Genomic DNA, 12,753 nt, shown 5'->3' with positions numbered 1-12,753 from the left:
CAAACTGCAGCGGAATATTCTGGTTTACCATTTTGGTGTATTCAGAAACTTCTGATGATGATTTTGTCTTACTGCATGCGGCACATACGATGAATAATACACCAATGGATAATAATTTAATTTTCATGTTGCTGGCACCACCTCCTCTAAAAAACTTTATTTTTCATATTGATATATAGGTATTAATTGAATCTTTACGATGGTATAAACCAACTCATTGTTTAATGAAAGAATTTTTATTTAATTATGATATACAAATATTTATAAAAATAAGTAGTACAATCATGCCATAGATAATCCATATACATAAACCAAGAAGCTGGAACAGAACTAATATAACTTTGAATTATTTATTCATAATGCATTACCTCCCCTGATAGTAAACTTAATACCAGGTGATTTATTAATGCGTTTAAATTTTATATTTCCGTTCATGGGTTTGCTCATTTGCTGTCCACATCCCCACCATTTTATTGAGGAAATCCATAGCATGCACTGGAAGCAATAACTTTGTAAGTGGGGTTAAAAAATTAACCTGAAAATTGGGGACCGCTACCAGAGGTTTGTTTTTCTTAATTGCTTTTACTACGCGTGTTGTCACCTCTTCAGTTTTAAGTATTTTTGTGCCAGCAACTTCCTTAAAACCTGCAAACATGCCAGTTGCTACAGTGTAGGGACATACCATGGTTACACCTACGTTGTATTTGTATTTTTTCATCTCCTGACGTAATGCGTCTGAAAATCCCACAACTGCAAATTTGGTTGCACAATAAATTGATATATCAGGCAATGCTAACATTCCACCAGCTGATGCAAAGTTAACCACATGTGCCCATGGCTTGTGGATCATATCCGGCATGAAGGCCTTGCACATCCATAAGATTGACATCAGGTTAACATTGACAATCCATTCAATTGCTTTATCATCAAGATGTAAAAAGTCCCCAACTTTTACAACCCCAGCATTATTAACAAGAATTGTAACATCACCCATTTCCTTCTTAACTTTTTTTTGTAGTTTATATACCGCATCACGTTTTGAAACATCACATATATATGCCTGGCAATTCCCTTTTGTTTGTAGTTGCTTAACAGCTTTTGTTAATTCCTTTTCATTGATATCCACCATAGCAACTTCACAACCTTCATCCAGCAGCAATTCTGATAAACTCCTGCCCATACCCATCGCGGCACCGGTAACCAGTGCTAATTGACCTTGTAATGATTTCATATAATGCCTCCTGTCTATTATTGGGTAAATAATAATTTACGTAATTAAATAATCAACTATTTTTTGGATGATTGTCCAATTTATTCAAACATTCAATAAAGAAGATTACAAAATGTGTATTGTAAAGTGATATTATTCTGGTACTATTTTGGATTTTCGCACTATATCCGGGTGTGGTCCCCAATAAAATTGGCAACAAACAATATCTTCTTCCCTATAAAAGCAAAATGTATAACCACTGTGCCGATAGTTATCGGTAAAATCATCATCTCCAATAGTATCAAGTATTTTTAAAAATTCATCCAGGACATTATCCAAACAAAATTCAATAATTTTAGCCAGAGACATCTTCCAAATCTTCTTCACATCCATAAAAAACTCATATTCATCTTCATACAACACAATATGCAAACGTTTCCAAGAAGTACCTTTCTTACGATATGAAAGCTGTTGAAACGATGTTGCGTCTATTTTTATTTGGAACTAATAAATTTATTATAAAAATCAACTACTTTTTTTTCGGCTTCCTGTGGATTGGATTGCCATGCACGTGCATGCTTATTACAATGTGCTGTCCACATAAACTTTGGTTCCTTGGCCTTTGCAAAAATCCGTTGGCCATGATGATAGGCTATATAATCATCACTATCACAGTGAATAATAAATACAGGCCGTGGTGAAATGTTACCTATAAAATCTTCAGGATTTATAGCATTGGCATCTGCTCCCAGGCGCATGCTATACACCCACATAACAGCATTGATGATAGGAAAACGTGGTAGGCCAAAATCACGTTTTGCTATTTCAGCAAGTAAATCCCCCAAATTGGCAAATGCTGCTTCAAATACGCCAGCCTGTATGCGTTTATCGTTAGCCATAGCTTGAATTGCAGTAGAAGCTCCCATTGAAACCCCAAATACACCAATGTTTTTATATCCTTTTGATTGCAAAAAATCGACCGCTGCGATAACGTCATTCTTTTCATAATATCCCATACCTGTTTTTGCTTTATCGCTTTTACCATGATTCCTTAGATCAAACAACATCAGAGTATAACCAGCATTATGCAGTGCTTTTACCCACCTAAGGCCTTCTTTTCTGTCAGCAGTAATACCATGAACCATAATGATTGCTTTTTTTGATTTTCCCGGGACAAACCATCCACGAAGAGTAAGGCCTTCATCATTTTTAAATTCCACATCCTGATAGGGTATGGCAAGCTCTTCAATACCTTTGCAATATACAAAATGGTCAACCTGGCAGGTATATGGCTTGGGTGCAATAAGCTGATTGGAAAAATGCCAGGCAGCAGCAAATACGGCTACACACAACAGTGTAACAAGTGTGATACAAATGATAGCTATTTTTTTAGTCATAACTCCTCCTGTGATAATGATGTTAAGATAATTACATACTATTTCATGTCCAGTGCATATATATATTATCGTTAACGATATTTATCAAGCAAAATATAGTGCATATTAATGGATTAAGCTCAAAAAACAAAAGAGATATATATTTGCCTATAAAATTTTTTCTATCAACAATTCTATAATCCAGTAACTATCGCCACATAAAAAATGGTTGATTTTGAATACTTTTAAAAATATAACCGATAACGATAATATTTTAGTGCATTTTATTTGGAGGATTGTAATGTGGGAATTTGCATCAACCAGCGTTCATTGGCTAGATATCGTGCTTATTATAAGCTATTTAGCAGGGATAACCATATTTGGTTATTATTATAAATCACACGTTAAAACAGCAAAAGATTATTTTTTAGCTAACAGGTCATTACCCTGGTGGGTCATAGGCCTTTCAATCATTGGTACCAATATTGGTTCAAACGATTACATTGGTGCTTCAGGAAATGCGTACAGCATTGGTATAGCTCAGGCAAACTTTGAATGGATAGGTGCTATTCCTGCCATGATACTATCGGCACTTGTCTTTATTCCTTTTTACTGGCGTGCAGGCGTTTATTCAATACCTGAGTATTTAGGCTTGCGGTACAATAATGCAGTGCGTTTTATTGCAGCCTGTGTCATGAGTATGTTTGCAGTAGTTATTGTTGGTGTGTTTTTGTGGGCAACTGCCATTATGTTGCAAACATATTTAGGATGGCCAATCTGGTTTTCAATACTGGTAACAGCAACTGTTGTTGGATTTTATACTATATCAGGTGGGCTTGGCGCAGTTGCTATCACCGATACCGTTCAGGCATTCATTATGTTTTTTACAGCAATCATTGTTGCGTATATTGGTATTCAAAAAATTGGTGGCTTTGACATGTTCATAAAAACATTAGAAAACAATTATCCCGACCACCTCCATGCATTTTTACCGGCCAATCACCCAACCTTCCCCTGGCCTGGTGTTATATTAGGGCTTGGCATTGTGCTTTCTCCTGCATACTGGTGTGCCAATCAAGCAATTCTGCAACGCACCTTTGCAGCACGCACTGAATGGGATGGCAAAGCTTCAATGATGTTTGCCGCATGCCTTAAAACGTTTGTGCCATTTTTAATTGTAATGCCAGGACTACTTGCTCTGACCCTTGCAGGCAAAAGTATCACCCACCAGGATCAGGCATTGCCGTGGGTTATAAAACATATTCTGCCTGCAGGCATTTCAGGCCTTATGTTTGTTGCGTTCATTGCAGCATTGCAATCATCTATAGATTCAACAATGAATTCTACATCGGTCATGATTGTGCGTGACATTATTGGTGTGGTAAAGAAAAATTCATTAAGTGACGCAACTCAGCTTAGATTAGGAAAATTATTTACATTTCTCATACTTATCATAGGAATTGCATTTGCTCCAATCACTGCATACTTTCAGGGAATTTACGTATATGTACAGTATGCGCTTTCCCTTTTTCAAGGACCAATATTTGCACTGATGATTTTTGGTATTTTAGATAAACGCATTACACCACATGCGGGCATTTTTAGTCTTATTTCTGGTTTGGCTGTTGCAGCAGTCTTAGGTTGGTTACAGTTTAACATGTTGTATATAGCATTTCTTTCATTTGTATATTCGGCGACAGTTCTGTATATTGTTTCCCTGTTTACCAAAAGAAAACCAGATGCAGAATTGAAAAATGTTGTATATAGTAATGTTGTTGAAATTGATTAGATGTTGGAGATTGCTATGGCAGAAATACTTTATTCACTTCCGCTATGGAATGCAAAAATTGTAGCAATGATCATTTTTGCATGTATGCTTGTAGTGGCATGGCTTTTGCCCTATGATTTTATTATCAAGGGTGCTCCTGATAGAAAGCGCTGGCGCGATTTGCGATTGTGGGCAACTTTATTAACCATAGTACAATTAGTTATTTATTATATTTTTTAAAACTTTATTATCATGATACCGCTTATTTCCATACCTCCTCTCCTTATGGCTGCTATTGCAGTCTATGTTGCAGTATCTTACACTCTTATGTTCATACGCAGGAACAATGAACCCGAACATTTATGGTTTGCATTGATGTGCTATACAATTGCATTGTATGATATATTTTCTGCTTTGCTGTATATGTCGCCATCACCTCTTCAATCAATACTGTATCAACGTATGCAATTTGCTGTATTGGCATGTTTCATTATAGCAATAACATGGTTTATTGCTTCTCTGGTACATATTAATGCTCCTTTAATCTATACCATCACTCTGGTTATGGGATTATTTATTATTTCAGGATTTATTATAGATAGCTCGTATACATTGAACCCCAACAACCCATATATAAAACAATTTCATTTCCTTGGAACATCAATAACCTATAATGAAGCTGATCCCGGTCTTGTGTATGTATTACAATATATTGTCATGCTAGTAACTGGTTTATATTTATTATACAAACTTTTTATATGGTGCCGCTATGGTGAAATACATATAAAAATTTTATTTATCAGTCTTTTGATTTTCTTACTTGCAAGTATTAATGACGTATGCGTTGGCAAGGGTATGTATCAATTTATTTACACACTTGAATACGCTTACTTTTTTGTCATTCTTTCTATGGCATATATTTTACAATCACGCTTTGTTAAACTCCACAGGGAAATAGAACATCTGACTTTTTTATTTAACAGAAAGCTTCTGGAAAAAGAAAAATACTTGCAACCCATATCCAGTGATAACAAGCATAAACAGCTTTCAGTAACAAACTCAGAAAAGATTCAGCATGCCGTTGAGTACATTCATGCAAACTTTGCGTTTGATCTATCCCGTGAAGGGCTTGCTGCAATGGTAGATTTACACCCGGATACATTCAGCAGGCTTTTTAAAACATACACAGGTAAATCCCTGCCTGACTACATAAATCAACTGCGGATTAATTTAGCAAGGGAACTTCTTACATCAACCAGTGATTCAATAGTTACTATCGCCTTCAAAACTGGTTTTGAAAGCCTTTCTACATTTAACCGTGCATTCCACAAAATTCTTAATACCACTCCAACAGCTTATCGTAAACAAAATAGCAAATTCTGATTAATCAGATATTGCGTAGACAAAAGAAAAACTGTACTGTATTTAAAGTAAACATAAGATATTTCATTGCTTGTTTGCTTACTCATACAATGGCTTTAACAATAAAAGTTATGAAATTTGATATTTAACGGAATTGACTATACAATTTTTTTTGGAGGATATTCCAATGAAACCAACATATATACTAACACATGACGTGGGTACCACTGGCAACAAAACGTGCCTTTATAAAGTTGATAATAAAATAACGCTTATTGACTCATATTTAGTGGAATATCCTCTATATATGCTACCAGATGGTGGCGTTGAACAAAAAGCCGATGAGTGGTGGGATGCAATTTGCAAGGCCACAAAGATGGTAATGAAGAAAAGCGGTATTCCACCTGCTAAGATCGCAGCTATGGCATTCTGTGCACAGATGCAGGGTTCTGTGTTTATTGATAAAGATGGCAATGCATTACGTAATCCAATGAGCTACTTAGACCAGCGTGCTACAAAACAGATAGAGAAATATCTATACAAGGGAATTATAAAAATTGAAAAGTGGAATGCTTTTAAAACCATTAAATCATTAATTGTCACTGGTGGTCTTGCTGCAACACCAAAAGATCCATTATGGAAATATCACTGGGTAAAAGACAATGAACCCGAGATTTTTGCAAAAGCGTATAAGTGGCTTGATGTGAAAGATTATTTGATCTTTCGATGCACAGGAAATGTTGGCATGACGCAGGATTCAGCAAATGTCACATTTATTTATGATACACGAAAAGGAAGGTTTGGCTGGCACAAAGGATTGTGCAAAACATTTGGTATTACCATGGATCACCTGCCACCGGTGTTTTATTCAACAGATACTATCGGTACTGTTACAAAAAAAGCTGCAAAGGAATTAGGCATTGCTGAAGGCATCCCGGTATTTGGCGGCGGTGGTGATGTTCCGCTTACATTGGTTGGTTCAGGGTGTACTGATCTGTATGATACAAACATCTATGTTGGAACCAGCGGATGGGTTTCATCTAACGTTGATAAACGCATGGTTGATATTGGCAACTTTATTGCATCAATTTTAGGTGCTATCCCCAATCATTATGTGTATGTTGCCGAACAGGAAACTGCCGGTGCTTGCTTAAAATGGGTGCGTGATCACTTAGCATTAGATGAGATTGGCATGTATCTTAAAGCTCGCCATATTGCAGATAAAAGCAAGGAATATGAATCGTTGTATGATTTTTTGAATACTGTTGTGATGCAAACACCTCCGGGTGCTGGCAATGTGCTCTTCACTCCATGGCTACATGGCAATCGCTCTCCTCGTGAGGACCCCTATGCACGTGCTATGTTCTTTAACCTGAGTCTTACAACCGGTAAACGACAGATGATACGCAGCGTACTTGAAGGCGTTGCATACCACATACGCTGGATGCTGGAAGCTATGGAAAAAAAGATACCCCGTCAGAAAGTGCTGCGTTTTGCTGGTGGTGGTGCAAAATCTGATGTGTGGTGCCAGATTATGGCTGATATAACCGGCAGGCAGGTTGAGGCAATTGAAAACGAGATTAATGCCGGTACCGTTGGTGCTACGGTTGTTTGTGCTGTTGGTTTAGGAATTTTATCATCATTCAATGAAGCCAAGCGTCTGGTGGGAGTGCGAAAAATTTTTAAGCCACAACCGCAGTACACTGATATGTATACACGCAATTTCAATGTTTTTACCAAACTATATGAAAAGAACAAAGATCTTTTTAAAATACTTAATTATTAATTTTTAGGAGGAAAATCATGAAACAGGAATATGCAATTTCACACTGGCCTGATTCAAATGAAATTCTTGAAAAGCTTCGAGTGCTTGCAAATGAGTTACCGGTGTATCAGATTAACCGCAGCAAGATGAATGAATATCTTGAAAAGTATGAAACAAAATTTGCATCATCAAAGCAAATGGTAGAAAAAGCCAAACAACGAATACCTGGTGGTGTACAGCATAACTTGGCTTTTAATTATCCATTCCCTTTAGCAATAACAAAAGCAGATGGTGCCTATCTCTATGATGTTGATGGCAATAAGTTCATTGATTTCCTTCAGGCTGGGGGACCCACAGTACTTGGTAGCAATTACAAACCTGTACGTGATAAAGTTATAGAAGTTATTAATGAGTGCAGCCCGGTAACCGGTTTGTTCCATGAATATGAACTTCTCCTGGCTGAGCTTATACACTCACACATTCCTTCGGTTGAATTATTCCGATCTCTTGCCAGTGGAACCGAAGGATGTATGGCAGCAATACGGGCTGCACGTTGCTTTACTGATAAAAAGTTTATCATCAAGGTTGGCGGTGCCTATCACGGCTGGAGTGATCAGATGGTATTTGCCATGCGAATACCAGGACTTGGCACTCTGGATTCGCATGGCATACCTGAAGGCTGTTATACCTACATTCAGGAATTTTATCCAAACGATATTGATGGATTGGAAAAATTACTGAAAGAAAACGAATCAAAGGGTGGCACTGCTGCTGTTATAGTAGAACCACTGGGCCCTGAAAGTGGTACTCGTCCGGTACATTATGATTTTAATGCAAAAGTGAGGGAACTGTGCAACAAATATGGCACCCTGCTTATTTTTGATGAAGTAGTCACAGCGTTCAGAGTTGGACTTGGCGGTGCGCAGGGCTATTTTGGTGTTAAGCCTGATTTAACAGTATTTGGCAAATGTGTTGCTGGTGGATATCCTGCTGCTGGTGGAGTTGGCGGCAGAAGAGAAATTATGGAAACGTTTGCTGCAGGCATACAGGGCTTAAAGAAACGCGCGATGGTTGGTGGCACCTTATCTGCCAATCCTTTATCATGCGCGGCTGGATATTTTGCAATAAAAGCAATTGAAGAAACACAGGCTCACATTAAGGCTGGTAAAGCTGGTGATAAGCTTACTCAAGGCTTACAGGAAATTTTTAAACGCTATGATTTACCATTTGTAGTATTTAATCATGGCTCTATTTGTCACATGGAAACAGGTGCTGCTATGCTCATGGAATTAACCAATCCTAAAATATTTGAGCAGGTAGGACAGCGACGCAAAGTAATGGAAGAGTTAGGTGCGGCACTCATGGTTGAAGGCATAATAACACTGGCTGGAAGCCGCATTTACACAAGCATGGCCGACACAGATGACGTGATTGATGATGCGTTAGAGCGTTTTGATAAAGTATTTAAATATTTTGAACCAGTTAAGGAGAAATAACATGAATCATGCAATAAAAGTATACGGTTACCGGTGGGTAATTCTTTTTATCTTTGCTCTGCTTAATATTGTTATTCAGCTTCACTGGATATCGTTTGCCAGTATAACTTCAGAAGCAGTGGCCTTTTATAATGTACCACCGCTTTCTATTGGCCTTTTATCAATGCTCTTTATGATAGTCTATGTGTTTATATCTATACCTGCTTCATATATTATTGACACGTATGGAATACGATATGGTATTGGCATTGGTGCTGTACTCATTGGTATATTTGGCATTGTAAAAGGTTTGTATGCTTATTCTTTTAATGCGATAGTTACTACTCAAATAGCTTTAGCCATAGCTCAGCCCTTTATACTCAATGCATATACGCGGCTATCTGCAAAATGGTTTCCGTTAGATGAGCGTGCGACAGCAACTGGCATAGCATCTCTTGCCCAATATATTGGCATAATAGTTGGGCTTGCCGCAACTCCGTTTCTGGTACATTCCTACTCAATACCACACACAATGTATATCTATGGCATTGTAAGTGTTGCCATTGCGGTACTATTTCTAATTTTTATGAAAGAAGAACCTCCTACACCGCCATGCGAAAAAGGGCAGGAAGAGCGCTTCAAGGTAAAGGAGGGACTGCTGCATATATTCAGCTTGAAACAGATGTGGCTGGTGATACTTCTTTTCTTTATAGGACTTGGAATGTTTAACGCAGTTACAACATGGATAGAGCAGATAATTGAACCACGTGGCTTTAACTCTGAGCAGGCCGGTATTGTTGGAGCCAGTATGATGGCGGGAGGCATTCTTGGTGCAATTATTCTTCCGTTACTTTCGGACCATTATAGAAAGCGCAAAGTTTTTTTAACAATCTGTATGGCTTTTCTTATTCCGGGGCTTGCAGGTTTAACATTTGCACAACATTTTAACACAATTCTAATATCAAGTTTTATTCTTGGTTTTTTTATCATGAGTGCAGGCCCAATAGGTTTCCAGTATGCAGCAGAGATATCCTACCCTGCACCTGAATCAAGTTCACAAGGATTATTACTTTTATCAGGCCAGATTTCAGGAATCATCTTTATTTTTGCAATGGATGCATTCAGGACAAGTACTGGTGCAATGACTCCATTTATGATTGCCTTTATTGTGCTGATGGTTATTAATACACTATTGACATTGAAATTAAAAGAATCAAATTTAATGAGTTCATAATATTTTCAATTAAACAATGATTGTAATTTTATCAATCGAAGTAAGTGAAATCTTTAGTCTATAAGTAAAGATTTTTTCTTCAGGTGATTTAAAAATATACCTGGCATAGATGATAAGAAAAAAATTTATATCATTATAGGAGTTTACCATGTTACAGTACACACTGTATAAAGAACAAATTTTACAATGGTGCCATTGGCTCAATGAACATGGATTTTTTGGTACTAAATTGGGCAGCGGTGGCAACATATCATGCAGAATTGAAAATGAAGAAAAAATTGCAGTAACTCCATCAAGCCTGCCTTACAAAGATATGGCAGTAAGCGACGTTTGCATTGTTGATTATAACCAGAATGTTATTGAAGGTAAGAAACCTACGATGGAATTGTCAATGCATCTATCAATTTATAAAGAAAGGAATGATGTTAACGCTGTAGTACACACACACCAGATCTATGCAAGCATACTATCGGTTATGAATATCGATAAGCCAATCCCTGCCATGTTTGATGAAATTGCATTTGCTATTGGTGATGAGGTTGCTTTTGTTCCCTATGCACTATCGGGTACACCTGAGCTAGCTGCAAATGTTGCTGCAGCTGTGGCTAATAAATGTAAATGTTATATTATTAAAAATCATGGGGCACTGGCTTTAGGCAAAAACTTAGAGCAGGCATGCCTTCATGCAGAGATGCTTGAAAAAGTTGCAATGGTGTATTACTATGCACTGGCTGCCGGGCAGGAAGCAAAATCACTCCCTGAACCTATAATGCAGGTAATACGCCAGTTATTTGGGAAATGATGCTTGGGTTTTTTAAAGTTTGGGTTTAGTTGTAATAAAATTTTTGCTTGACATTAAATGAAATATTTATAGTATTCTTCATAAAATATAAAGAATTTCCCCTATAAAATACTATTTTACGGAGGTTTTTATGAAAAAAAGCGTATCATTACTTGTTCTTTTTATGCTGGTAGCAGCAATAAGCATAGCTGAAGCAGGTGTTGTACGGAACAATGCAGGTTGTGGCGTTGGCTCAATGATCTTTGGCGACAAAGATGGCTTGCTATTCGAAATATTGGCAACAACAACAAATGGAATATGTGGCAACCAGACATTTGGCATGACCTCAGGTACACTGGGTTGTGCTCCTATGAAAGGGATTGTTTCAAATGAAAAGATCAACCTTTATGTAGCAGATAACATGGATAACCTTGCAAAAGACATTGCCAAAGGCAATGGCGAATATCTGGAAACATTAGCTCTTCTTATGAATGTTCCCGAAAGTGAAAAACAGCAGTTCTTCACAAAATTACAGTCTAACTTTAATAAAATTTATACTTCAAGCGATGTAACTTCAACCGAAGTTGTAAAGAATATTGAAGTTGTATTGCAGAATAGTTAATCATATTATAAATTTTCAATAGGGGAATATTGTCACTGCTCTCATACATAAGGCACAGTAAAGAAATCTTTATTGTGCCTTTTTTCATTCTTTTAATTCATTGTATAGTAATACCATATTATCACCATGCCCATGCTCAGCAAAATTATCCCTATGAAACAACTATCGATATATCTTCCAGCACAACAATATCAAAGGATCTTTTTCAATCCATAGATATTGATCAATTAATTGCATTATCTAAAACAAAAAAGTTATCTGACACTAAACAATGGTGGGCTTTACTTCACTATAAAAAAAGTATCTTTGGAATTAAAAGTCTTGTTGATGACCCTAAATTTTTTCTGGCATCAGATGGGAAATACAATCCCCACAGCGAACTTGACGCCACAATACGATATTTATACTCATACCATGAAAAAGGAAATCCCATTGATCGTTTCATGGCACGCTATGAATGGTTAAAAAAGGAATTACAAACACCAAGCCCATATGAAGTATCCTGCAAAAAATATCAGGAGATAGTATCGTTTAAAGATTCAATTAAAGTTAACCTGGTATTCCCCACAGGATATATCAACAGCCCAGCATCCATGTTTGGACATACTCTTTTAACAGTACAGTCTCAATACAATCCAGGACTTCTGTCATCAGCTATAAATTATGCAGCAAATACCAATGAAACGTTTGGCCCATTATTTGCGTTTAGAGGAATCTTTGGATTTTATAAAGGCTACTTTTCTATAATGCCCTATTACATGAAGGTTCAGGAATACAGTGACCTTGAAAGCAGGGATATATGGGAATATAAACTCAATTTGAATCAGGATGAAGTCAGGTTTATGCTTTTCCATATCTGGGAGCTCGATAATGTATATTCAGATTATTATTTTTTTGATGAAAATTGCTCATTTAATCTTTTATATCTGATGGAAGTTACCCGCCCTGATTCACATCTTACCGATAATTTCTTTTTCTGGGTAATCCCTATTGATACCATAAGAAAAGTAATAAATGCAGGATTTGTTGAAAGTACTTCATTTCGGCCTTCACGAACAACAACCATAAATCGTATGGTACTACAACTCAATCCTGATCAAATAAAAGCTGTCAAATCCATTGCTAAACAAGAAAATGATACATTAACAAACCTTATAAAC

At 36.9% G+C, this 12,753-nt stretch carries 12 protein-coding genes; 9 read left to right on the top strand and 3 right to left on the bottom strand.

The window, feature by feature from the left end:
- Positions 1-412 precede the first annotated feature (412 nt).
- From AB1444_15150 to AB1444_15140, 3 genes are all read right to left on the bottom strand, one after another.
- Positions 413-1,231, bottom strand: a complete 819-nt coding sequence (locus AB1444_15150; protein MEW6527992.1) for an SDR family NAD(P)-dependent oxidoreductase — start codon at positions 1,229-1,231, stop codon at positions 413-415.
- Positions 1,232-1,363: 132 nt separating this feature from the next.
- Positions 1,364-1,603 carry a hypothetical protein gene (locus AB1444_15145; protein MEW6527991.1) on the bottom strand — a complete coding sequence of 80 codons (240 nt, stop codon included), beginning with the start codon at positions 1,601-1,603 and terminating at the stop codon, positions 1,364-1,366.
- Positions 1,604-1,704: 101 nt separating this feature from the next.
- Positions 1,705-2,607 (bottom strand): alpha/beta hydrolase, encoded by a 903-nt coding sequence (locus AB1444_15140; protein MEW6527990.1) that lies wholly within the window; start codon positions 2,605-2,607, stop codon positions 1,705-1,707.
- Between the two features lie 280 nt (positions 2,608-2,887).
- Here AB1444_15140 and AB1444_15135 point away from each other — a divergent pair, with 280 nt between their 5' ends.
- From AB1444_15135 to AB1444_15095, 9 genes are all read left to right on the top strand, one after another.
- Positions 2,888-4,375, top strand: a complete 1,488-nt coding sequence (locus AB1444_15135) for a sodium/solute symporter (protein MEW6527989.1) — start codon at positions 2,888-2,890, stop codon at positions 4,373-4,375.
- Between the two features lie 15 nt (positions 4,376-4,390).
- Positions 4,391-4,594 carry a hypothetical protein gene (locus AB1444_15130; GenBank protein ID MEW6527988.1) on the top strand — a complete coding sequence of 68 codons (204 nt, stop codon included), beginning with the start codon at positions 4,391-4,393 and terminating at the stop codon, positions 4,592-4,594.
- A gap of 12 nt (positions 4,595-4,606) precedes the next feature.
- Positions 4,607-5,737, top strand: coding sequence for a helix-turn-helix domain-containing protein (locus AB1444_15125; GenBank protein ID MEW6527987.1), 1,131 nt, complete (start codon positions 4,607-4,609; stop codon positions 5,735-5,737).
- Between the two features lie 166 nt (positions 5,738-5,903).
- Complete coding sequence (locus AB1444_15120; protein ID MEW6527986.1) at positions 5,904-7,502, top strand: FGGY-family carbohydrate kinase; 1,599 nt, start codon at positions 5,904-5,906, stop codon at positions 7,500-7,502.
- Between the two features lie 17 nt (positions 7,503-7,519).
- Positions 7,520-8,977 carry an aminotransferase class III-fold pyridoxal phosphate-dependent enzyme gene (locus AB1444_15115; protein ID MEW6527985.1) on the top strand — a complete coding sequence of 486 codons (1,458 nt, stop codon included), beginning with the start codon at positions 7,520-7,522 and terminating at the stop codon, positions 8,975-8,977.
- Between the two features lies 1 nt (position 8,978).
- Positions 8,979-10,190, top strand: coding sequence for an MFS transporter (locus tag AB1444_15110; protein ID MEW6527984.1), 1,212 nt, complete (start codon positions 8,979-8,981; stop codon positions 10,188-10,190).
- A gap of 148 nt (positions 10,191-10,338) precedes the next feature.
- Positions 10,339-10,992 (top strand): class II aldolase/adducin family protein, encoded by a 654-nt coding sequence (locus tag AB1444_15105; GenBank protein MEW6527983.1) that lies wholly within the window; start codon positions 10,339-10,341, stop codon positions 10,990-10,992.
- 130 nt (positions 10,993-11,122) lie between these two features.
- Entirely contained in the window at positions 11,123-11,593 is a 471-nt protein-coding gene (locus tag AB1444_15100; protein MEW6527982.1) for a DUF3015 family protein, read from the top strand.
- A gap of 74 nt (positions 11,594-11,667) precedes the next feature.
- The coding region (locus tag AB1444_15095) for a DUF4105 domain-containing protein (GenBank protein MEW6527981.1) at positions 11,668-12,753 on the top strand (1,086 nt) is incomplete at its 3' end.

It is taken from the genome of Spirochaetota bacterium (genome assembly GCA_040756435.1).
GTDB lineage: Bacteria > Spirochaetota > UBA4802 > UBA4802 > UB4802 > UBA4802.
This window is presented reverse-complemented; position numbering and strand designations above follow the sequence as displayed.

Bases quoted from the DNA above. Each gene is read 5' to 3' on its own strand.
- AB1444_15150 (MEW6527992.1), bottom strand. From the start codon at position 1,231: ATGAAATCATTACAAGGTCAATTAGCACTGGTTACCGGTGCCGCGATG.
- AB1444_15145 (MEW6527991.1), bottom strand. From the start codon at position 1,603: ATGGATGTGAAGAAGATTTGGAAGATGTCTCTGGCTAAAATTATTGAA.
- AB1444_15140 (MEW6527990.1), bottom strand. From the start codon at position 2,607: ATGACTAAAAAAATAGCTATCATTTGTATCACACTTGTTACACTGTTG.
- AB1444_15135 (MEW6527989.1), top strand. From the start codon at position 2,888: ATGTGGGAATTTGCATCAACCAGCGTTCATTGGCTAGATATCGTGCTT.
- AB1444_15130 (MEW6527988.1), top strand. From the start codon at position 4,391: ATGGCAGAAATACTTTATTCACTTCCGCTATGGAATGCAAAAATTGTA.
- AB1444_15125 (MEW6527987.1), top strand. From the start codon at position 4,607: ATGATACCGCTTATTTCCATACCTCCTCTCCTTATGGCTGCTATTGCA.
- AB1444_15120 (MEW6527986.1), top strand. From the start codon at position 5,904: ATGAAACCAACATATATACTAACACATGACGTGGGTACCACTGGCAAC.
- AB1444_15115 (MEW6527985.1), top strand. From the start codon at position 7,520: ATGAAACAGGAATATGCAATTTCACACTGGCCTGATTCAAATGAAATT.
- AB1444_15110 (MEW6527984.1), top strand. From the start codon at position 8,979: ATGAATCATGCAATAAAAGTATACGGTTACCGGTGGGTAATTCTTTTT.
- AB1444_15105 (MEW6527983.1), top strand. From the start codon at position 10,339: ATGTTACAGTACACACTGTATAAAGAACAAATTTTACAATGGTGCCAT.
- AB1444_15100 (MEW6527982.1), top strand. From the start codon at position 11,123: ATGAAAAAAAGCGTATCATTACTTGTTCTTTTTATGCTGGTAGCAGCA.